General features: G+C 36.7%; 20 protein-coding genes. 8 read left to right on the top strand and 12 right to left on the bottom strand.

Going from position 1 to position 20,944, the window contains the following annotated elements:
• Window position 1: 1 nt before the first annotated feature.
• From phhA to ACQ33O_RS03145, 6 genes are all read right to left on the bottom strand, one after another.
• Window positions 2-778: a phenylalanine 4-monooxygenase gene (gene phhA / locus ACQ33O_RS03170; protein ID WP_430994107.1), complete on the bottom strand. Its 777-nt coding sequence runs from the start codon at window positions 776-778 to the stop codon at window positions 2-4.
• Window positions 779-790: 12 nt separating this feature from the next.
• Complete coding sequence (gene fahA, locus ACQ33O_RS03165) at window positions 791-1,996, bottom strand: fumarylacetoacetase (protein ID WP_430994106.1); 1,206 nt, start codon at window positions 1,994-1,996, stop codon at window positions 791-793.
• Window positions 1,997-2,000: 4 nt separating this feature from the next.
• Entirely contained in the window at window positions 2,001-2,420 is a 420-nt protein-coding gene (locus ACQ33O_RS03160) for a MarR family winged helix-turn-helix transcriptional regulator (protein WP_430994105.1), read from the bottom strand.
• Window positions 2,421-2,466: 46 nt separating this feature from the next.
• The gene (gene hppD, locus ACQ33O_RS03155; protein ID WP_430994104.1) at window positions 2,467-3,615 is read right to left on the bottom strand and encodes a 4-hydroxyphenylpyruvate dioxygenase; all 1,149 of its coding nucleotides are present in this window, start codon (window positions 3,613-3,615) and stop codon (window positions 2,467-2,469) included.
• A 145-nt stretch (window positions 3,616-3,760) separates the two neighbouring features.
• Window positions 3,761-4,918 (bottom strand): homogentisate 1,2-dioxygenase, encoded by a 1,158-nt coding sequence (locus ACQ33O_RS03150; protein ID WP_430994103.1) that lies wholly within the window; start codon window positions 4,916-4,918, stop codon window positions 3,761-3,763.
• Window positions 4,919-4,994: 76 nt separating this feature from the next.
• Window positions 4,995-6,224 carry a Glu/Leu/Phe/Val dehydrogenase dimerization domain-containing protein gene (locus ACQ33O_RS03145; protein WP_430994102.1) on the bottom strand — a complete coding sequence of 410 codons (1,230 nt, stop codon included), beginning with the start codon at window positions 6,222-6,224 and terminating at the stop codon, window positions 4,995-4,997.
• A 229-nt stretch (window positions 6,225-6,453) separates the two neighbouring features.
• Here ACQ33O_RS03145 and ACQ33O_RS03140 point away from each other — a divergent pair, with 229 nt between their 5' ends.
• The 4 genes from ACQ33O_RS03140 to ACQ33O_RS03125 all read left to right on the top strand — a co-directional run bounded on the left by ACQ33O_RS03140 (window position 6,454) and on the right by ACQ33O_RS03125 (window position 12,110).
• Window positions 6,454-7,734, top strand: a complete 1,281-nt coding sequence (locus ACQ33O_RS03140) for a M16 family metallopeptidase (RefSeq protein ID WP_430994101.1) — start codon at window positions 6,454-6,456, stop codon at window positions 7,732-7,734.
• Window positions 7,735-7,770: 36 nt separating this feature from the next.
• Window positions 7,771-8,145 (top strand): phage holin family protein, encoded by a 375-nt coding sequence (locus ACQ33O_RS03135; RefSeq protein ID WP_430994100.1) that lies wholly within the window; start codon window positions 7,771-7,773, stop codon window positions 8,143-8,145.
• A gap of 592 nt (window positions 8,146-8,737) precedes the next feature.
• Window positions 8,738-10,825 carry an alpha-ketoacid dehydrogenase subunit alpha/beta gene (locus ACQ33O_RS03130; RefSeq protein WP_430994099.1) on the top strand — a complete coding sequence of 696 codons (2,088 nt, stop codon included), beginning with the start codon at window positions 8,738-8,740 and terminating at the stop codon, window positions 10,823-10,825.
• Between the two features lie 379 nt (window positions 10,826-11,204).
• Window positions 11,205-12,110 (top strand): patatin-like phospholipase family protein, encoded by a 906-nt coding sequence (locus ACQ33O_RS03125; protein ID WP_430994098.1) that lies wholly within the window; start codon window positions 11,205-11,207, stop codon window positions 12,108-12,110.
• Between the two features lie 4 nt (window positions 12,111-12,114).
• Here ACQ33O_RS03125 and ACQ33O_RS03120 read toward each other — a convergent pair whose 3' ends face one another.
• The 3 genes from ACQ33O_RS03120 to ACQ33O_RS03110 form a co-directional block, all read right to left on the bottom strand.
• Window positions 12,115-13,005 (bottom strand): nucleotidyltransferase domain-containing protein, encoded by an 891-nt coding sequence (locus ACQ33O_RS03120; protein ID WP_430994097.1) that lies wholly within the window; start codon window positions 13,003-13,005, stop codon window positions 12,115-12,117.
• An 11-nt stretch (window positions 13,006-13,016) separates the two neighbouring features.
• Window positions 13,017-14,810 (bottom strand): diadenylate cyclase, encoded by a 1,794-nt coding sequence (locus tag ACQ33O_RS03115; RefSeq protein ID WP_430994096.1) that lies wholly within the window; start codon window positions 14,808-14,810, stop codon window positions 13,017-13,019.
• Window positions 14,811-15,157: 347 nt separating this feature from the next.
• Window positions 15,158-15,331 (bottom strand): hypothetical protein, encoded by a 174-nt coding sequence (locus tag ACQ33O_RS03110; RefSeq protein ID WP_430994095.1) that lies wholly within the window; start codon window positions 15,329-15,331, stop codon window positions 15,158-15,160.
• 30 nt (window positions 15,332-15,361) lie between these two features.
• On the opposite strand from ACQ33O_RS03110, the gene ACQ33O_RS03105 reads away from it, so the two are divergent.
• Window positions 15,362-15,715 carry a helix-turn-helix domain-containing protein gene (locus ACQ33O_RS03105; protein WP_430994094.1) on the top strand — a complete coding sequence of 118 codons (354 nt, stop codon included), beginning with the start codon at window positions 15,362-15,364 and terminating at the stop codon, window positions 15,713-15,715.
• 372 nt (window positions 15,716-16,087) lie between these two features.
• Window positions 16,088-16,666 carry a GDP-mannose pyrophosphatase NudK gene (gene nudK / locus ACQ33O_RS03100; protein WP_430994093.1) on the top strand — a complete coding sequence of 193 codons (579 nt, stop codon included), beginning with the start codon at window positions 16,088-16,090 and terminating at the stop codon, window positions 16,664-16,666.
• A gap of 46 nt (window positions 16,667-16,712) precedes the next feature.
• Here nudK and ACQ33O_RS03095 read toward each other — a convergent pair whose 3' ends face one another.
• Both ACQ33O_RS03095 and ald read right to left on the bottom strand, forming a co-directional pair.
• Entirely contained in the window at window positions 16,713-17,840 is a 1,128-nt protein-coding gene (locus tag ACQ33O_RS03095; protein WP_430994092.1) for a hypothetical protein, read from the bottom strand.
• Window positions 17,841-17,990: 150 nt separating this feature from the next.
• Entirely contained in the window at window positions 17,991-19,112 is a 1,122-nt protein-coding gene (gene ald / locus ACQ33O_RS03090; RefSeq protein WP_430994091.1) for an alanine dehydrogenase, read from the bottom strand.
• 81 nt (window positions 19,113-19,193) lie between these two features.
• Here ald and ACQ33O_RS03085 point away from each other — a divergent pair, with 81 nt between their 5' ends.
• Both ACQ33O_RS03085 and ACQ33O_RS03080 read left to right on the top strand, forming a co-directional pair.
• Entirely contained in the window at window positions 19,194-19,595 is a 402-nt protein-coding gene (locus ACQ33O_RS03085) for a hypothetical protein (RefSeq protein ID WP_430994090.1), read from the top strand.
• Between the two features lie 265 nt (window positions 19,596-19,860).
• Window positions 19,861-20,211, top strand: coding sequence for a DUF2200 domain-containing protein (locus ACQ33O_RS03080; protein WP_430994089.1), 351 nt, complete (start codon window positions 19,861-19,863; stop codon window positions 20,209-20,211).
• 53 nt (window positions 20,212-20,264) lie between these two features.
• On the opposite strand, the gene ACQ33O_RS03075 is transcribed toward ACQ33O_RS03080, so the two are convergent.
• The gene (locus ACQ33O_RS03075) at window positions 20,265-20,906 is read right to left on the bottom strand and encodes a hypothetical protein (protein WP_430994088.1); all 642 of its coding nucleotides are present in this window, start codon (window positions 20,904-20,906) and stop codon (window positions 20,265-20,267) included.
• Between the last annotated feature and the right edge of the window lie 38 nt (window positions 20,907-20,944).

Raw genomic sequence — 20,944 nt, 5'->3', positions numbered from 1 at the left:
TTTACAAGTTAAAATCTAATGGTGTTGCATAAATATTTTTTTCATGTGGAATTTTTGTAACCGCTTTTGCTATCATGTTTTCAATTTCAGGAATGGCATCAAATAATTCTTTGTAAGAATGAATAACATAATACCTGTCCTGAAAATGATCTTTGTAATAATGCTTTTCTAGAATTTCTTTAACATCAAATCGTTGTCTGTTGGCTTTGTCGCTCAAACAAAAAATACTTTCACCACTCGATGATAAAATACCTGCGCCGTAAATACGCATACCTTCTTTCTCTTTGATCAGACCAAACTCTACAGTGAACCAATAAATTCTGCCGATCAATTCAATAGCTAATGCATCATCAATGTATTTCAAGGCAATTTTTGAAAGCGCCTGTAAATAATCAACAAAGAATTGCTCCGTCAATAATGGCATATGTGCAAAACAATCATGAAACATATCGGGCTCTTCGAGGTAATCCAGGGTTTCTAATTTTCTTAGCCAGGTAGAAGATGGGAATTTTTTATCTGCTAGTAATTCAAAAAAGTCTTTGTCAGGAATAAGTCCTGGAACAACTTCAATTTGCCAACCCGTAGTTTTTGCTAACACTTCATTTACATAATTGAAGTCAGCGATTTTATCATCGCTGAAATTCATTTCATCCAAACCGTTAAAAAATTCTTTGGACGCCATGTTTTGCAGCAAAACTTTTTGCCGTTGATACAATAGTTTCCAAACTAAAAAATCTTCTTCAGTGTACTTATCATAATCTTGTTTCAGGTTGTACATATGTCATTGAATTTATGCCGTTATCAAATTTGATAATTCTCCAAAACCAATTTGTTTATCACCTTTTTTGCAAAATGCTTTCAAGGTAGCTGTATCTCCATTTTCCAGAAAGGTTCTTTCTTTATTATTGATCCTGATCTTTTCTTTTCCATTCCAGGTTATCTCTAACAAACTTCCAAAACTTTTTTTCTGTTTTCCCGAAATAGTACCTGTACCGAGTAAATCACCAATACGTAAATTGCAACCATTCACTGTATGATGAGCTATTTGTTGCTCAATGGTCCAGTACAAATATTTTGAATTGGTGACAGCAACCTTTTCTTTATTGATATCAAAATGGATCTCAACATCAAAATTTTTTCGATTGATCTCTTCTAAGTATGGAAGCACTTCTACAGTTTGTTGAGGAGCTTCTGTTAGAAATTCTTTCAACGCATCATAAGTAATGATCCATGGTGAAATGGATGTTGCAAAGTTTTTGCCCAGGAACGGACCAAGGGGTTGGTATTCCCAACGTTGTATATCCCGAGCAGAAAAATCATTTAGCAATACACAGCCGAAAACATAATCTGTAGCATTGATTATTTTTATTGGTTCTCCCAATTTATTTTCTTTACCGATGATGAACCCTAGTTCTATTTCAATATCCAGTGTTTGCGAAGCGGAATAAATAACTTCTTCACCTTTTAATATTTGTCCATACGGCCTTTTAACAGGTGTATTAGTAGTTATGATGGAAGAGCTCCTGCCGTGATATGCAATGGGCATATGTTTCCAGTTAGGTAACAATGGCTCCATGTTTGGACGAAACATTTTACCAACATTGGATGCATGTTCTTCGGAAGAATAAAAATCCGTGTAATCGCCTATATGTACAGGAACATACATAGTGGCTTCAGATTGTTTATCTATGAGCAGCGCTTCATATTCATTGATAAAAGCTAGTTTGTTTTTTACCAGATCCTGAATTTTATTTCTTGTTTCTGTCCAAACATTTTTTCCTAAGGCAATAAAATCATTCAATTGCTCTTTGGCAAAAATATTCTCTTTTATTTCCGGCTGAAAAATTCCCCAATCAAACAGAACAGCCATATCTAAAATATAATCACCAACAGCCACTCCAATTCGTTTAGATTTTAAATGTGTAGCGTATACTCCATAAGGTAAATTATGAATCGTAAAATGTTGGTGCTCTTTTATTGATTGTTCAAGATTCATTGTGTCAACTTAAGTTTTGAGAGATTTTGTTTGCGATCCTGATCAGATGTTGTTCATCCTTTTTATTCAATTCGTTCCAGCCTTGTTTACGAAATTCAATTACTATCGGTAATAATTTTTGTATCAACATTTTTCCTTTTTTATTAAGGGAGATATTAAAACAACGTTTATCATCTACAGAAACATCACGGTTTATCAAATCTTTCTTTAATAACAAACGAATGATATGCGTTGTTGTTGGCGCATCTTTACCGCAGAGTTTGCAAAGTGTTGCCTGGTTCAATGTGCCGTAATCATGTAGTTCCAACAAAACTACCCATTGATCTACGGTAATATCAATTTTATGTTCATTGAATTGTTGTTGCAGCGCCACTTTAATTTTCTTAGCGGTTGTTTCAAAAATAAATCCGTAATAAAAACTCATATATTATTGCTGTTGTAAATTAATAATTAGTCTGTCCAAGGTCTGTTTACAATGTACCTCTCTTAGCCTGTTCCCTCTCAATGGATTCAAACAAAGCTTTAAAATTGCCTGCGCCAAAACCTTTTGCACCCATACGTTGTATGATCTCAAAAAATACGGTGGGTCTATCTTCCACGGGTTTGGTGAAAACCTGCAACAAATAACCTTCTTCATCTGCATCTACCAAAATGCCTAATCTTTCTAGTACGCCGATATCTTCTTTCATTGTACTCATGTGCTCACCTAAACGATCAGGAATCTGTTCATAATAAGTGTGAGGTGGAGCACTTAAGAACTCAACACCGCTTTCTCTCAATTGCGAAACAGTAGAAATAATATCATCTGTTGCAACTGCAATATGCTGCACACCCGGACCCTCATAAAAGTCCAGATACTCTTCTATCTGTGATCTTTGTTTTCCTTCTGCAGGCTCATTGATAGGGAATTTGATCCTGCCATTGCCATTGCTCATAACCTTGCTCATCAACGCAGAATATTCTGTGTGAATTTGTTTATCATCAAATGATAAAAAGTTTACAAAGCCCATCACATCTTCATACCATTTCACCCATTGATTCATTTCTCCCCAACCAACATTACCCACCATATGGTCAATATATTTTAATCCCATTTCCCCTGGATTGTATTCAGTTTTCCAGGGTTGATACCCGGGGAGAAAAAGGCCTTTGTATTTTTTTCGTTCAACAAATACATGTGCTGTTTCGCCATAGGTATAAATGCCCGAACGTACCACTTCTCCAAACTCATCCTTTTCTTTAGTTGGAACCATAAATGGCTTAGCTCCACGTTTGGTGGTTTCTTCAAAAGACTTGGTTGCATCATCTACCCATAGGGCAATCACTTTTACACCATCGCCATGTTTTACTAAATGCTCATTGATCGGAGAATCAGAGTTTAATGGAGTTGTTAGCACTAAACGAATTTTATCCTGTGCCAACACATACGAAGCTCTGTCTCTAACACCCGTTTCCAAACCGGCATAAGCAAGCGATTGAAAACCAAATGCAGTTTTATAATAATGCGCCGATTGTTTTGCATTGCCTACATACAATTCTACATAGTCGGTGCCAAGTAAAGGCAAAAAATCCTGTGCATCTTTGAAGATCTTTTCAGGGGATTGAGTCTTTTGTTCCATAAAAAATTTTTTAGCTGCAAGCTGCAAGTCTCAAGGGACAAGCATGTAATTAGATGATTTATTTTATATGCATAAGTTACAAGCAAAGAATAAGCATTGAATTATCAGACTTCTCCCTTGAGGCTTGCAGCTTCTATCTTCTCCCTCACTCTAGCCAGCTTTTGTAATATTTACCATCATCAATTTTCAGTGCATCTTCTGTGATCATCAATGGCCTGAAGGTATCGATCATCACTGCAAGTTCTTTTGTTTCTTTTTGTCCTATGCTGCGTTCCATTGAACCTGGTGCTGGTCCATGTGGGATGCCTTTGGGATGTAAAGTGATATAACCTTGTTTGATATCATTTCTGCTCATAAAATCTCCGTCTACATAATAAATCATTTCATCGCTATCAATATTACTGTGGTTATATGGTGCAGGTACTGCTTGCGGATGATAATCGTACATACGTGGACAGAAAGAGCAAACGACCAATGCATTGGTTTCAAAAGTTTGATGCACCGGTGGTGGTTGGTGCACCCTACCTGTAATCGGTTCAAAATTGTGAATGCTGAAACCGAATGGGAAATTATATCCATCCCACCCCACCACATCAAAAGGATGCGTAGCGTAAATAAAATCATGCAGCATATCCTGCTTTTTTATTTTAATTAAAAATTCACCTTTTTCATCATATGTCTCTAATGTTTGAGGAAGTTTAAGATCACGTTCGCAGTAAGGCGAATGTTCAAGTAATTGCCCCGATGCATTTTTATAACGCTTTGGTGTGTAGATGGGTGAATGCGATTCCAAATACAACAAACGATTATCGCTTGTATTAAATTCTATCTGATAAATAACACCACGGGGAATGATCAGGTAATCTCCATATTCAAAAGGAATATTACCCATAAATGTTCTCAGCGTGCCAGCGCCTTTATGAATGAACAACATTTCATCTGAATCGGCATTCTTATAAAAATATTTTGTTAGGGATTGTTTTGGTGCTGCTAGGCCAATTACACAATCGCTGTTTACCAGCATTGGTTTTCTGCTATCAAGAAAATCATCTTCAGGATCGACATTAAATCCCTGTAGTAAAAGAGCTTTGATGTTTTTATCCACCGCAATTTTTGGCGCAACATTTTTTGAGCCTAAAATTTCTTTTACCTGTGTTGGCCTGTGTGTATGATATAACAATGATGCATGCCCGTGAAAACCTTCTGTGCCGAATAATTGCTCATAGTAAAACGTATCGTTTTCAGATTTGAAAACTGTGTGTCGTTTGGCAGGAATCTTCCCGACGTGGTGATAGATTGGCATAGCTCATTAATTTTTTATTTAAAAAAATATGTATCCGTTTTCATTGGTATGGATCTGTCTGCCCCGGGTTTCTAGCCTAACTCAATTCTTCAATAGCAATTTCCAGAGCTGTACGTGTGATCAATTTATTCTGTTTATCTCTTTGGTATATTTTATCTAAAGCTTTATAAATTGTTTTTGAAACATCTTTGAAAATCGCTTCATCGCTGATCGTAACATGCTTATGCATCAAATAAGCAAAAACTCTTGCCATACCGCAGTTGGCAATAAAGTCAGGGATGACAGCAATATTCTCATCTGCTTTATTAAGTATTTTACCATAAAAAATTTCAGTATCGTTGAACGGCACGTTAGCACCTGCAGAAATCAGTTCTATACCCGATTTCATCATTTCATTGAGGTGATGTTCGGTTACAAATCTTGAACCTGCAGCAGGGATAAAAATATCAGCCTTTGTTTTCCAGAATTCAATATTGGCCTGTTCAAATGAAATAAGATCAGGATGATCAAGTTTATTGTTCTTTCTGGTGAGGAATAATTTTTTGATCGTATCAAAGTCGAAACCTTTTTCATTGATCAACGCTCCTGTTATATCGATGATGCCGGTAATTTTCACACCACGTTGTGCCAAAAAATAAGCGGCAGATGCACCTACATTTCCAAATCCTTGAATGATGGCTGTTTTATTATCGAGGAATTCGTCTTTAAATAACTGATAATAATGTCGTACAGATTCTGCAACACCATAACCGGTGATCATATCAGCGATCCGGTACCCTTCCTTTTTTGAAGGCGTATAATCTTCATCTTCGATCAGTTTTGAAACACCCACACGTAACTGCCCGATCTTATTGATCTTATCACGTTCTGTAGGGTGGTAGTGCCCAGTCACAATTCCTTCCTGCGGATGCCAGATGCCATATTCTTCTGTAACAGGAATCACATCGTCAATCTCATCTACATTCATATCACCACCGGTACCGTAATAACTTTTTAAGATGGGTGCCACCACTTTGAACCAACGCTCAAGCACTTCTCTTTTACGTGGATCAGCCGGATCAAAATTGATTCCTGATTTTGCACCACCAATTGCAGGGCCGGACACAGAGAATTTAATTTCCATTGTCTTGGCAAGCGATACGACCTCGTTTTTTGTAAGACCCTTACGCATCCTCAGTCCGCCACCGGCAGCACCTCCACGTAAAGAATTAATGACAAGCCAACCCTGTGCATCTGTTTTTGAATCATTCCATTCAAAAGTGATCTCAGTGGGTTTTTCTTCAAATTTGCGCAAGAAATCAGACATTGAATTAGTTGTTATAATAACTAATCTACTACATTATATTGAATTTCACAAAGATTGTTCAGGTTATTTTATAAGTGGTATGTTAAAACCGAGAAAGGCCGATAATGGGAATAAATGAGATTGATGGCCATAATTTTAATGAATTATGCTTTTTTGGTAGAGAATAATTTATTTTTACAGTTCGTCACAAATGAATCAACTTTCTGTACTTAAAAAGGAAAACCAGCAAATGCTTAATAGAACGATAGCCCCACCAATAAAGGATGCAATAGAATTTGATCTGACAATAAAACCATACAAAAAATTTGTATTAAAGAATGGTGTGCCGGTATATGCAGTTGATGCCGGCGCACAAAGTGTTTTGCAGGTAGAGCTAGTATTTTATGCAGGAAATGTATTCGAGAAAAAGAACGGGGTGGCTGCTGCAACCAATTTTCTTTTAAAGAACGGCACCTCTACTTTAAGTGCTTTTGAAATAAACGAACATTTTGAGTTTTATGGAGCACATATCAACAGGGCGGCTTATAATGAAACAGCTGTTGTTTCGCTGCATACATTGAATAAGCATTTATCAAAATTACTTCCGGTGATAAAAGAGATGATCACTGACTCCATATTTTCTGAAGAAGAATTGAGCATCTATAAACAAAATTCCAAACAACGCCTTTCTGTTAATTTACAAAAATGTGATTTTGTTGCTAACAGAATGATGGATGTATATTTATTCGGCAAGGAACATCCTTACGGAAAATATACAGTGCCGGAAGATCTGGATGCCTTAACTGCAGATGAAATAAAAGTTTTTTTCAAAGAATATTACCTGAACGGAGAATGTGCCATTTTTGTTGCCGGTAAATTACCCGATGATATCGAAGAGCAATTGAATAATAATTTTGGAACACTATCTCTTAAGGAAAGAAAAGAACCGATTCCTCAAATCAACTTTCAACCTGCGGAACAAAAAAAATATAGGATCACCAATGATCCAAAAGGCGTTCAGGGAGCAATCAGAATTGCACAACCGTTCCCTAACAGACATCATCCTGATTTTATGAAAGTGATGGTATTGAACGCAGTGTTCGGTGGTTTCTTCGGATCAAGACTAATGAACAATATCAGGGAAGATAAAGGTTACACGTATGGTATACACAGCCATTTGCAAAATAATATTCAGCAAAGTGCCTGGGTGATCAGCACTGAAGCAGGCAGAGATGTTTGCGAAGCAACGATCGAAGAAGTGTATAAGGAAATGAAGGTATTGAAAGAAGAATTGATTGGCGAAGAAGAGCTGTTGTTGGTGAGAAATTATTTGATTGGTACATTATTGGGAGATCTTGAAGGCCCTTTTCAGATCATTGCAAGATGGAAGAATTTACTGCTGAATGGGCTCGACGAAACCTATTTTTATGAGTCAATCAAAACAATCAAGACCATTGATGCCGTTGAGTTACAGGCTCTTGCAAACAAATACCTGCAGCCCGATCAATTTTATGAAATAGTTGTGGTTTAATCTAATAACTTTGCCCTTCCAATACCGTTTAAGAATATGAAAAATTGGTTACTTAAAATACTGGTTTGCTCAGTAAATGTTTTTGTGCTGGCATATATACTTCCCGGAGTAGAAATAAAAAATATGCTTACAGCCTTGTTTGTTGCTTTGGTTTTATCTGTGTTAGATGTGATATTAAAACCATTGTTGATCCTCTTGACTTTACCTGCAACAATACTTACGCTCGGACTTTTTCTTTTTGTGATCAATGCCTGCGTTATTTTATTAGGCGAACATCTTGTTGATGGCTTTACCATAGATAGTTTTTGGCACGCCATGTTGTTCAGTATTTTACTCTCTTTCTTTAATGGGTTGGTGAATGGAAGAGTGAAGGTTTCTGTTGGGAAACAGGATCCTAATTCTTCTGAATAGTTTATTTTACAAATTAAAAATCTGTCAGTTTCAGCTTGTTGAAGACGGTTTAAAAAATCCTGATTCAGATAATTAGCTACACCTCATTTACTTTTTTTTCTTGATAAAAAAAGTAACAAAAAAAATCAAGGCCTCATAAAAATGGCTAAAATTTATTGCATTCCGCTACAGCGAAAAAGCTAAATCCCGGCTAAAAAAAATGAAAGATTAGTACTATCATCTGTTTTTTATCTATCATCATTTTCGCTGCTTACGCTCCATTCCATAAATTTCTTAACGCCATTTTTATGAGGCCGTAGAAGCACTTCAATAATCGAAGTTTACTTTTCAATGCACAAAAAGCAATCTCAATTCAAATACTCTTTTCTTCAAGTTATCAACAGTAAATGCATTAGACGCCTATTTTGTTTCGGTACACCGAAGGTGGATTCAAAAAATGCGAAGCATTTTTTTTAAAAGAACCAAAATTAGCGCCGTTGCAGTTATCCCGATACAATCGGGACCGAGTGTGGAGGCGAATAGTAAGTCATTAAAAGAGCTAACTACAAACAAAAGAATATCCTTAAATTTATCCAACGCTAACGAAAGCCAAATGAACTTCGATAAAAAAAATCTTTCCGATCAGGAACTCATCACACTCTATAAAGATCTTCTCCTCCCGAGAATGATCGAAGAAAAAATGTTGGTGCTTCTCAGACAAGGAAAGATCAGTAAATGGTTTAGTGGCATCGGCCAGGAAGCCATCGCGGTAGGCGTTACAGCCGCATTGCAACAAGACGAATGGATCTTCCCCATGCACAGAAACCTAGGTGTATTCACCGGAAGAAAAATGCCGTTGAGTAAATTATTCAAACAATGGCAGGGCAATAAAGACGGCTACAGCAAAGGCAGAGAAAGAAGTTTTCATTTCGGCAGTAAAGAACATTACGTGTGTGGCATGATATCGCATCTTGGTCCGCAGTTAGCCATTGCAGATGGGGTTTCATTAGCATATAAATTAAAACATCAGAATAAAGTATCCGTTGCATTCACCGGAGAAGGTGGTACAAGCGAGGGTGATTTTCACGAAGCATTGAATGTTGCCGCCGTGTGGGACCTGCCCGTAATATTTATTATTGAGAATAACGGATATGGGTTAAGCACACCCGTTAGTGAACAGTTCAGGTGTTTTAGTTTAGCAGATAAAGCCAAAGGCTACGGTATGGAGGGCATCCGAATCGATGGCAATAATATTTTAGAAGTATACGATACAATCAAAGGCGTAAGAGAATACTGTATCAACAATCAAAAACCATATTTGATAGAATGCATGACCTTTAGAATGCGTGGGCATGAAGAAGCTAGTGGTGTAAAATATGTGCCACCGGAATTATTTACACTTTGGGAAAAGAAAGACCCGATAAAGAATTACGAAGCATATCTATTAAACGAAGGCATACTAACGGAACAATCGGTTACCAATATACGCAATGAAATAAAAGAACATATTGAAGCAGAATTGGTGATCGGGAATCAATCTGCTCCTATTCATCCGGATACCGCTGAGGAAGTAAATGATCTATACGCCGTTAAGACAACGGACGATAGACCACCAACCACAGATACTGCGATCGAAATAAGGAATAAGAAAGTGGGGCGCTTTGCAAAAATGACGACCGACAACCGACAACCGACTACAGAAGCCCAATCCGTCGTCCATGGTCCGTCGTCCATGGTCACAGAAAAACGTTTCGTCGATGCCATCTCCGATGCCTTAAAACAAAGCATGCAACTCCATCCCAACCTCATTCTCATGGGACAGGATATTGCAGCATACGGTGGTGCCTTTAAAATAACCGAAGGTTTTGTACAACAGTTCGGTAAAGAGAGGGTACGCAACACACCCATCTGCGAAAGCGCCATTGTAGGCGCTGCACTCGGGTTAAGCTTGGAAGGATATAAAGCCATAATGGAAATGCAGTTTGCAGATTTTGTAACTGTAGGCTTCAATCAAATAATAAATAATCTTGCAAAAATTCATTACCGCTGGGGACAAAATGCCGATGTGGTAATTCGTATGCCAACAGGCGGCGGTGTAGGCGCAGGGCCCTTTCACAGTCAGAGTAACGAAGCATGGTTTGTGCATACACCCGGTTTAAAAGTGGTATATCCCAGCACACCCGAAGATTCGAAAGGATTGTTGATAGCCGCTATTAACGACCCCAACCCTGTGTTGTACTTCGAGCACAAAGCTTTGTATCGCAGCATCAGCGGCCTGGTGCCCGATGATTATTACGAAACAGAAATTGGTAAAGCCCGTACGGTAGACGAAGGCGATGACATCACCATCATTACCTATGGAGCCGGTGTGCATTGGGCAATGGACTATTCTGCAAAACATAGCAACATCAGTATAGAGATTCTCGACCTCCGCACTTTATTACCATTGGATTATGATGCGATAAAAAAAGCCGTACTCAAAACAGGGAAGGTTTTAATATTACACGAAGACACACTCGTCGGCGGCATTGGTGGAGAAATTGCCGCATGGATATCTGAAAATTGTTTTGCTCACCTAGACGCACCTGTTATGAGGTGTGCCTCTTTGGATACACCCATTCCTTTTAATATTGAACTGGAAAAGAACTTTATGGCGTATAGTAGATTGGAAGAAACGATTGAGAGGTTGTTGAATTATTGATCCCTGCTTTCACTTCTCACTTTTCATTTTCCATTTAATGGGGGCTGTGAGTTGTATACCATCACTCAACTTTTGTTCCCGCTATCGCTGCTACTCCTCGGCCTCCTTCGTCGGCCTGTGGGGTATCCGCTCTATCGGGCAGCCGGTGGGCATTTGAATGTTGATTGGGCAAATAGGCAACATTACAAATACAGGAAAAACACTTTTTAAATACAGGAGAAACGTTGTATGGTTTTATTTTATAATACTAACCTTTGGTGTAGACGAAGAACAAATGGATTATTCGGGTTAATAAAAATAAAATTTGTACATTGGTTGTTACCATGAACTACGGAATTAGTAAATTTTTAAATAGAGCTTTTTATAATTTTATAATAATATGAACATTCTTACACTCGACGGCGGCGGATCAAAAGGAGTATATACTATAGGGATTTTAAAAGAACTAGAATTGATGTTTGGTGTGCCATTGTATGAAAAATTTGATTTTATCTATGGCACTAGTACGGGTTCAATTATTGCAGCATTCATCGCTCTTGGATATCCCATGACGAAAATAGAGGCAATGTATACAGATTTAATTCCAAAGATAATGTCGAAAGGAACAGCAAAGAAAAGGACAAGAGCATTGCGTCAAGAATTGCAAGGGGTATTAAAAGAAAAAGAGTTTAGTGAATTTAAAACTGGTATTGGAATCGTTGCCACTAACTATGACAGCGAACGACCTTTAATATTTAAGAATGATGTGCGACAAGCTTTTAAAATGAAGCATAGTTTTAAACCTGGTTTTGGGTGCAACATTGTTGAGGCTTTGATGGCTTCAACTGCAGCTTATCCAATATTTCAAAAGGTTAAAATACATACCGAGAACCAAGGTGATATTGTTGCCATGGACGGAGGATTTGTTGGTAATAATCCTATTCTTTTTGCAATAACAGATGTTTTTGGATCTCTTGAAGCCAAAATAACAGAAGTTAAATTTCTAAGTTTAGGTACTGGCAATTTTATTGAAAAGCCTATTGGTTTTAAGGGTAAGTGCTTTCAATGGCTCTGGTTTTTGAGGCTGTTCGAAAAAATATTAAAATCAAATGTGAACACCACTGATATTTTATCAAAATATCTTTTTCCTAACTTGAACCTTATAAGAATTAATGATAGCTTTAATCAGCCAGAATATGGGACTAATATGGTGGAAAGAAATCCTAACAAACTACAAAGCTTGCAGAAATTAGGAAGGGAATCTTTTGCAAAAAATGAAGATGCTTTAAAAAAAATGTTCTTATAACGGACTAAGAAAATTCAAGATAGTTCCAAGTTTTTATCATAAACTGATTGACATCATAAACAGACCATTTCCTTTGCGAATGAAACAGATAAAGGCATTCTGAAATTTCTGTCCAGCCTTTACAGGTTTCAATATCTTTTGTTTGATTGTAAATATAAATAATAGATTGTCTTAGTCTTTCTGTCCAAGTAAGGTTTTCGTTATAAATATTTGAAGGTACATTCCAAAGTAAACTTTCAAGCAAAAATGAAGTAATATTTGAATTTTCGATAATACCATCTTCAATCATTTTATAACGTACTCGCTTAAAAATTCTTACTAGTCGTTTGAATCTTTTACTGGTATCAAGATTCTTTTTTTTTCCACTTTCAATATGTTGTAACGCAAAATTTTGATGAGCATCAATAGTGTCGCTGATAAATTTCGCCCCTTCTCGCTTTATACCATTTTCAAAATGACGAATATATTTAAAAGTAGGGACTACATCAGCCTGCACTCTATATGAATTACCTTTTATTTCAATGCATTTATCTTTTCTTTTTACCTCGCTGCTTCCAAAATATTTTACAAGAGCATTGAATACATCCGTTTTATATTCTGCAAACTTATAATTTGAATCAGAATATCCATAATCACTCGAGCTTTTACCTACTGGTACATCGACATATATAGTACTTAACAATCTTATATTTATATCAATGTCGCTGTTAAGTCTAACATTTGTATCATTTGCATAAGATCCCTGACCATATATTTCGTATGATAATTTATTGAGTTTATCATCGTTAGCAATGGCTTCACGTATCATTCTTTCTGCATTTGAAAGTTTGGTATCTTCCGTATCGCTAGGCGGCATTCGCCAGATATTAAGCGTGTCTTCAGTAAATTTTGGCATAATTTTATTTTTTAAATTTCCTCTTTTTCTTTTAGATAGTATCGGTTATTCATTAATCGATTTGGAACAAAATTGTCGTGCTTTATCCACATTGTATATTCCCCTGAAGTTTGATCTAGTTTTTCCAACTTTGTCTTCAAAAGATTAATATTGTTACATTCCTCATTAGTGAGATAAAATTTTCTTCTTTGTAGAAGATTCATTATTTCATAAAAAGTTGTTCTTTCAAAAGTTTCGGGGGTGCTTAGTCCTTCTAATATATTTATCAACTTTGTTATTTCGGAATGCATAATCTGTGGCATAAGTGTAGGAATGACATCCACCATACCGTCTTCTGAAATAACTATTATCATAGTAGGCTTTTCCCAACCTCGATGTTCATAATAAGTAATAGCGGAATTATACCGAGATCCACGAGAGGCATCCCCTTCGAAACCTACAACACCATCAAGTATTGCTCCTTTTGCATAAGCAATCCCGTTTCGGTCAACTATCACAGCGCCATCTATAGAAGACAAATTAATTAACAATGCCGCATCAAGTTTTACGGGTTTTATGCCAATACACTGATTATGCAAACGGTTAGCTTCATTTGCCGCATCATCGATGCAAACTAGCATTGAACCCCTATCTTGTTTTGCTAGAATCATCGAAAGATTATAAACATTATTAATTTGGTCACTAGTTATTCCTGGAAATATTCGTCTTGCATCAAGAGCGAAAGATTCTTTATTAAGTTGTTCATTCGTATGATCGGGAGATCCATAACGCATTCGAAGGATTGTGCTTTCATTATGAACAATGTCATAGCAATATTTTCCTCTAAAAAAAACATGAAAGATATCCTCTTTTGCAGGATTATATGTATTCTTTTGCTTGCCCAACCCATAAATTTTATGCCCATCTGTAATAACAGCTAATCCATTACCTGTTAGTTGTAGTTCTTTACGTAATTTCCGATATTCAGTTATTAAAAATGGGCTGTCTATTTCCAGTATCATTTCAATATCTTCATGCTCTTGTTGAGCAATAATCATATAACCTTCATTTTCTGAACGTTCATAAGAAGTAAGACTGACTGCATCACAAGCAGGTTGAAATTTAAAAAGGGCATCACTTCTTCCAACTAATCCAATAGTATATAAAAAATTTTTAGCTGCTAGACGAAGTAATTCTGTGGAGTCTCTCTCTGGACCTCGATCTCTGCCTGCGTTTGGTAAGTGTAAAAGATGTGATTGATTTTCAAGGTAAATATCTTTGGCTGCCTCTATTAATGAAAGATGTTTTTTTAATCGCTCTTCTGGATCAACTTTATGTAGAAAAACATGAGAATTGTAAGCGGTTCTATTCAATTGAAGAACAATAAAAACATCATAACCATTACGATTAACAGGATTAGCAACAAAATGAATTTTATCTGTAAATGATTCAGATTCGTCGAGAGCTCTTTCTATGGCCAATCTGAAATTCTTTCGAACTCGACGATTTTTCATTTCAGCATTCATGCCATCACCTGTATAATACATATTTCTATCAGGATCTTTCGAATCTAACAATTCAGCTAATTCTTTTACTTTATCAATATCGTTTTCGAGGTAATCCATATCCTCTGGCTCATAACAAATAAGAGGGCTTCCTTGATCTTCGGTACTGACCCCAATCATAAAAATAACAGGGTCAAGTTTTCTATTTATCTCGTTAAACAAACTTTCCGCTCTTACTTTTGCAGAAATTAAAAAATATACTTGCCATTCCCACATAAAGTATTTTAGTAGCTGTGGATATCCTGATTTAATTTTAACCATTGAGGTAGTTTAATATAATTATACGAAACAATTTTAGAAGTATTATTTTTTTTTAAACAGATTAGGCAAAACTTTGGGAAGTGAAAACAAATTTAATTGAAATATATTATTCATCCGCTATCCTCTCTGGCGCAAGTCTTCCGATAGGATGACTTGATGCCGACAAGTTCTTCCGGACTTTGACCGGCATTTGAAAAGCAAATGCTAAATAATAATTACAATAGTTGATTTTATTTACATCACCACAAGGAGCCAAGCATACAACAAAATTAAAATCTCTTGGCGCAAGCATCCGCTTGTGCCCGAATTTAAATTGCTAACTATTATCCCGAACAAGCCATTTCACTTTAATCAAAGTAGTTTTCACTTTGATCATCATCAGCCTCACTACTCACATCATCATTTTCATTACTATCAATGACAACATCACTTCTATCCCCGTCCATTTCATTACTCCAAAAATATTTTTCATTACAAGCAACCACCACCTCACTTTTAACGACTAAGTTTTTAATACTCACAACGTAATCATCATTATAATCATAGTTGTTATGCTAACACTTAACCTGGCCCCCATATTTAAGGCAAGAGGAATAGATAGACCTTACAGTACCTTAGTAAAAGCCGGCATCTCAAGAATGTCTGCAGGAAAAATCCTCAATGGCACCACCCGTGTTTTCCGTTTAGATCACATCGAGATCATTTGCACCATCCTCCACTGCGAACCAAACGACCTCCTTCAATGGACACCCTCAGGCCAGACCAATTCCACCACTCATCCACTAAATAATCTCAAACAAACCAGCATATCTTCCAACCTCAAACAAACCCTTGCCACTATTCCTTTAAAACAATTAAAGGAATTTGATAACATCATTGCCAAACAAACTGAAGAAAATTCGTAACTAAAGCACTTTCCAATCCTTAATAATTCAACCTGAAAAAGTAAACTGTAACAATCCTAAGAGTAGAATTACCAATGTTGAAGTCACAGTAGTACAAAAGCCAAATCAAAGAACCAACCGACAAACGGGCCGTAATCTCGTTTGTCGGGGTCTTTTTTTGTTTCTTTTTTAGACAAGTTGTAAATCCCGATTATTTCGGGGCAAAAAAGAAAAATAACAAATCAGTCCACCTTCGACAACACTTCGATAAACTCAGTACAGACTGACAACATTTATAATTGCAGATAAGTATTTTCCCGAGCATCTGCTTGTACCCGAATTTAAAACACTAACTAATTTCCTTTACTTTGTTGGTACAAATAAAATTTTCAAATGACGCCACAAGTAAAGATCCTGCAAACAGAAATATTATCTGATAACTGGTACACCTTAAGAAAAATAACTTTTGAATATGCCAAAAAGAACGGCAGAATAGAAACACAAAACAGGGAAGCCTATGATAGAGGTAATGGGGCAGCGATACTACTCTATAACAAAGAGCAACATACGGTGATCCTTACCCGACAATTTCGATTACCCACTTTTATTAATGGTAACGAAAGCGGCATGCTCATAGAAGCCTGCGCCGGCCTACTCGATAAAGACAATCCGGAAGATTGCATCCGAAGAGAAACAGAAGAAGAAACCGGTTACAGAATTACGGATGTTCGTAAAATATTTGAAGCCTATATGTCTCCGGGATCGGTCACAGAAATTTTACATTTTTTTGTAGCGGAATATCATCGGTCGATGAAAGTACATGATGGTGGCGGAGTTGCCCATGAACAGGAAGAAATTGAAGTATTGGAAATGCCCATTGAACAAGCAATGACGATGATCGACAACGGAGCAATAAAAGATGCAAAGACAATAATACTGCTACAGTATATAAAGCTGCATCATATTTTATAAAGCTCACCAAGTGGGTACAGTTAAGTTCTTAAGAGCAATACCTCAACTACAATTTTACAATATTCAAATACGAATAATATCCTAATGGATTAATCACACTTACAGTAAAAGTGCCTATCGGTATATCATGTTCGGCATTTATTTTAATAACGTCGCCTGCAGTTAGTTTAACCACTTTACTAATTGTGATAAAGGGGTCGAGTAAATAGCTGGCACTGCTTGGTGTGGTTTTGCTATTATATGAACTGGCTAATCTTGCAAAGCTGGGAGAAGACCTTACAATCTCTAATCTGAACTGATAATAATTTGGAGATAAACTACCACCTGCAACACTAAATCTTACCTGCGCCTCTACAAGATAGTTACCATCTGCAGGAGCTGTAAAAGTATTGGTGCTGTTGTTAAAGTTGGTGATTCCAAAGTCGCTGAATCCATCTCCTACATTTGTAAGAAACTTTATGGCTGTAGCGGTATTGGGTGGAATTACCTGATCTGCAGTGAATGTTGCTGTAAGCGATTTTGCATTAGCAGGATCTTGCCAGGTAGCAACTCCTAAGTTGTTACTTGTTAATACTTTTCCCGTACCTTGATTGCCATCAGCAATTCGGATAGATGAATTGGCTATATCAAGATCATAACTCGGGCTTATTCCAATACCTAACCTGGAGCTATTAAGCTGAATATAACTTTGATCGAACACGGCATCACCAACAACCTCCAGTGCATTTTCATTGAGCGGCGCACTTATTTGTAGCTTGGCATTTTCTATTAATACTCTTCTTTTATCTACAGTGTAATCTGAATTGCCCTTGATCACAAGCAATGTTTGTGGGTCTGTTTGGTTGATGCCGACAAAGCCACTATCGGTTATGGATAAACGTTCTTTTAGGTTTGTACTATTGCCGGTAGCGTAAGTAAAAAACCCCAGTCGAGCATAATTGCTTTGTGTATTGATGCTTTTAATGGCACCGGTATATTGTGTGCCGCTTTGAAATAAGAATTCGGTCATGTTGCCGGCTGCACCTGCTGTGGTATTTCGAATGGCCAACAGGTTAGGAGCGTTATGATTGATCACTAGTTTTGCTTCGGTAGGATTTGTAATGCCAATGCCTACATTTTGTGATACTATTTTACCGGATAAAAAAAGGAATACAAGTAAAAGTAAATTTCTCATATAGTTTTTTATAAAAATAATAAAATACTTTTTTAATGAAAATAACTCAGGTTAAATTTTTTTTGAAGGGATCGAAACCTGTACCATGCATGGTTACATCCCGAATGCGTTCAGGGTGCAATTGAATAGTATGTCACTAAAAATAACTAACTATTTTAATAATGAAAGCGCATCTCTATATTCAAGCCCCTGTGCATCGGCAACAGCCTTATATGTAACATAGCCATTCAATGTATTGATACCTTTCAATAAAGCCTCGTTTTCCAGACAAGCATTTTTATAACCCTTATTAGCAATTTCTACTGCATACGGCACCGTTACATTCGTCAATGCCAATGTAGAAGTACGAGGAACAGCACCCGGCATATTCGCCACAGCATAATGCAATACGCCATGCTTTACATAAACCGGGTTATCATGTGTGGTGATACGATCAGTGGTTTCAATAATTCCACCCTGGTCTATAGCTATGTCTACAACAACAGATCCGGGCTCCATTGATTTGATCATTTCTTCAGTAATTAATTTGGGAGCTTTGGCACCGGGTATCAATACGGCGCCGATCACCAGATCAGATTCTTTTACGCACCGGGCAATATTGTGAGGGTTAGACATTAAAGTGGTGATCATACTGCCGAAAATATCATCTAATTGTCCAAGCCTTTGGTGGCTGAGGTCTAAAATGGTTACTTCTGCACCAATGCCGGTTGCAATTTTAGCCGCATTTACACCAGCCACTCCACCACCGATGATAGTTACCTTGCCTCTTTTAACACCCGGGGTTCCGCCTAATATGATTCCTTTACCACCATGCGGTTTTTCTAAGAACTGGGCGCCTATCTGTGTAGCCATTCTTCCAGCCACTTCACTCATGGGAGTTAGTAATGGAAGAGAACCATTTTTTAATTGTACAGTTTCATAAGCAATGCTCACAACTTCATTACGTATAAGCTCCTGCGTTAGTTCCGGCTCGGGTGCTAAGTGTAGGTAAGTAAATAATATCAATCCCTTGCGGAAATAGCTATACTCAGATGCGATGGGTTCTTTTACTTTCATGACCATTTCTTTCGACCAGGCCTCTGCTGCAGTATTCACAATACTTGCACCGGCTGCTATATATTCTTCATCTGTAAAACCCGATCCCATGCCTGCATCTTTTTGTATAAACACTTCGTGACCCGAACGTACAAGGTGAACAACGCCTGATGGGGTCATAGCAATACGATCTTCGTTATTTTTTATTTCTTTTGGAACGCCTATTTGCATAATCATTTACTTATTATACATAAAAGGTAGTACTTTTTTGGTTGATAAATTAGCTTTCTTCCTACCCATTTTTATTATCTTGCTTTAATGAAAATATTGCTATTATTTTTTGGCTTGTCCGTCTCCATAAAATCGTTTTCTCAGAAAGTAACATATGAAGATTTGATTGGAACTACATGGATACCTAATAACTTACCTTCAACAGATAGCTGCCGATATACTTTTATAGATAGTTCTCATTATAAATATTATTATTCCTCAACAATACCGAGAAAAAATTTTTCGTGGAAATTTCCGCAGGGGATGGTATTTAATTATTCTTTGGATACATCTCACAATATTACTTTATGGCATTTGCAAGAGTATAATGACCGGAATGTGAAAATATCCGGGTTAGATAGATATATAAAATTTATCGATAAGAATACATTAGAAGTTAGTTCAACAAAGAAGCGTAAAAAAGTGACAACACTTGTAAGAGCTAAATAATGTGTTTTTTTAGGTCGTAGGGGACTTAAAAAGTTGCGCTTTCTTTTCTTCAAATCTTCACCAGTTAATTCATTAGTCGTCTATTTTGGTTTGGCCCCGACAAAGTCAAAATTCAAAAAATGCGAAGCATATTTTTTGAAAGAAGCAAAATCAATGTCGCTGCAGTTACGAATCCCTGCCGGGAGTGGAGGCAAATGGTTCGTCATTAAAAGCATCAACAAAAAAATAAATTTTTATAAATTCGTTTAAACTAATACCAATAAAAATGGACAAAGAAAGGGTATATAAACTTTTATTCTCCAGCGTATATCCTTTATATATTCAAAAAGCAGAAAGGAAAGGACGAACAAAAGAAGAAGTAGATACCATTATTTTTTGGCTCACCGGTTACAATAAAAAAACACTGCAGCAACAGATAGAAAAGAAGAATGGTTTTAAAACTTTTTTTGAGCAGGCTCCAAAATTCAACCCGAATGCTTCAAAAATTACCGGTGTAATATGTGGGTATCGTGTAGAAGATATTGAAGATGAGATCATTCAAAAGATGCGATATCTCGATAAGCTAATTGATGAATTGGCAAAGGGTAAAAAGATGGAGAAGATATTGAGGGAGTAGAGAGAAACCTATACGATTTTTCTAAGGCTATAACCCGACTAATATATAATACTTTAATCTCCTCCCAGATGAAGTCCGGCAGTAAGCGATATACAACGATTCTTTATTGTGGTATTGCTTTGTTGTGCAATATTGCTAAGGCCATGTTCGTATGCAGCAGTGATATACAATACGCTTCCTAAAGGAATGGATAGTCCGGTTTTAAAACCAAAATCAGTTTTTTTATAATCGTATGTAAAACTCAGATTATTTTTATATCTGGTGCCATCGGTGGCGTATAGTTGTTGTTTGGCAGATAACCCAAAACCATAGTATAACCCAATAAGCACTTCTGTAGGTGCAGATTTTTTACGCTCTTTTTTTCCGAGACATAAACCTAGTGATGATTCGGCTTGTAAATATGTGATCCTGTTTTTTGCTTTTGAATAGCCTGCCGGTGCATTGTTGATGGCTCCTTTACCAATAATGCAGGTTGAAAAATGAAAAGCAATTTTAGATCTTTCAGGATAAAAAGATAATGCCGACCCAACAATACCTCCCGGGTAGATATCCCTTTCACTATCAACACCACCAACGCTAAATGTATATTTTGGCAGACTGGCACCGGAAAATATATCAACGAAAAATAAGCCGTCTTGAGCATATCCTGCGGTAGAGCCAATAAAAAATATTGTTGCCAGTAAGATCTTTTTCATATAAGGTTTTCGTAAAAGTAAAAAATAGTTGATTTCTA

It is taken from the genome of Ferruginibacter sp. SUN002 (genome assembly GCF_050611725.1).
In the GTDB taxonomy this organism is placed as follows: domain Bacteria; phylum Bacteroidota; class Bacteroidia; order Chitinophagales; family Chitinophagaceae; genus Ferruginibacter.
This window is presented reverse-complemented; position numbering and strand designations above follow the sequence as displayed.

Excerpts from the sequence above, each read along its gene's own strand:
- ACQ33O_RS03105 (WP_430994094.1), top strand. The coding sequence starts at position 15,362 with ATGCTAACACTTAACCTGGCCCCCATATTTAAGGCAAGAGGAATAGAT.
- nudK (WP_430994093.1), top strand. The coding sequence starts at position 16,088 with ATGACGCCACAAGTAAAGATCCTGCAAACAGAAATATTATCTGATAAC.
- ACQ33O_RS03150 (WP_430994103.1), bottom strand. The coding sequence starts at position 4,918 with ATGCCAATCTATCACCACGTCGGGAAGATTCCTGCCAAACGACACACA.
- ACQ33O_RS03080 (WP_430994089.1), top strand. The coding sequence starts at position 19,861 with ATGGACAAAGAAAGGGTATATAAACTTTTATTCTCCAGCGTATATCCT.
- ACQ33O_RS03145 (WP_430994102.1), bottom strand. The coding sequence starts at position 6,224 with ATGTCTGATTTCTTGCGCAAATTTGAAGAAAAACCCACTGAGATCACT.
- ACQ33O_RS03140 (WP_430994101.1), top strand. The coding sequence starts at position 6,454 with ATGCTTAATAGAACGATAGCCCCACCAATAAAGGATGCAATAGAATTT.
- ACQ33O_RS03135 (WP_430994100.1), top strand. The coding sequence starts at position 7,771 with ATGAAAAATTGGTTACTTAAAATACTGGTTTGCTCAGTAAATGTTTTT.
- ACQ33O_RS03075 (WP_430994088.1), bottom strand. The coding sequence starts at position 20,906 with ATGAAAAAGATCTTACTGGCAACAATATTTTTTATTGGCTCTACCGCA.
- fahA (WP_430994106.1), bottom strand. The coding sequence starts at position 1,996 with ATGAATCTTGAACAATCAATAAAAGAGCACCAACATTTTACGATTCAT.
- ACQ33O_RS03160 (WP_430994105.1), bottom strand. The coding sequence starts at position 2,420 with ATGAGTTTTTATTACGGATTTATTTTTGAAACAACCGCTAAGAAAATT.
- ald (WP_430994091.1), bottom strand. The coding sequence starts at position 19,112 with ATGATTATGCAAATAGGCGTTCCAAAAGAAATAAAAAATAACGAAGAT.
- phhA (WP_430994107.1), bottom strand. The coding sequence starts at position 778 with ATGTACAACCTGAAACAAGATTATGATAAGTACACTGAAGAAGATTTT.
- ACQ33O_RS03125 (WP_430994098.1), top strand. The coding sequence starts at position 11,205 with ATGAACATTCTTACACTCGACGGCGGCGGATCAAAAGGAGTATATACT.
- ACQ33O_RS03130 (WP_430994099.1), top strand. The coding sequence starts at position 8,738 with ATGAACTTCGATAAAAAAAATCTTTCCGATCAGGAACTCATCACACTC.
- hppD (WP_430994104.1), bottom strand. The coding sequence starts at position 3,615 with ATGGAACAAAAGACTCAATCCCCTGAAAAGATCTTCAAAGATGCACAG.
- ACQ33O_RS03095 (WP_430994092.1), bottom strand. The coding sequence starts at position 17,840 with ATGAGAAATTTACTTTTACTTGTATTCCTTTTTTTATCCGGTAAAATA.
- ACQ33O_RS03115 (WP_430994096.1), bottom strand. The coding sequence starts at position 14,810 with ATGGTTAAAATTAAATCAGGATATCCACAGCTACTAAAATACTTTATG.
- ACQ33O_RS03120 (WP_430994097.1), bottom strand. The coding sequence starts at position 13,005 with ATGCCAAAATTTACTGAAGACACGCTTAATATCTGGCGAATGCCGCCT.
- ACQ33O_RS03085 (WP_430994090.1), top strand. The coding sequence starts at position 19,194 with ATGAAAATATTGCTATTATTTTTTGGCTTGTCCGTCTCCATAAAATCG.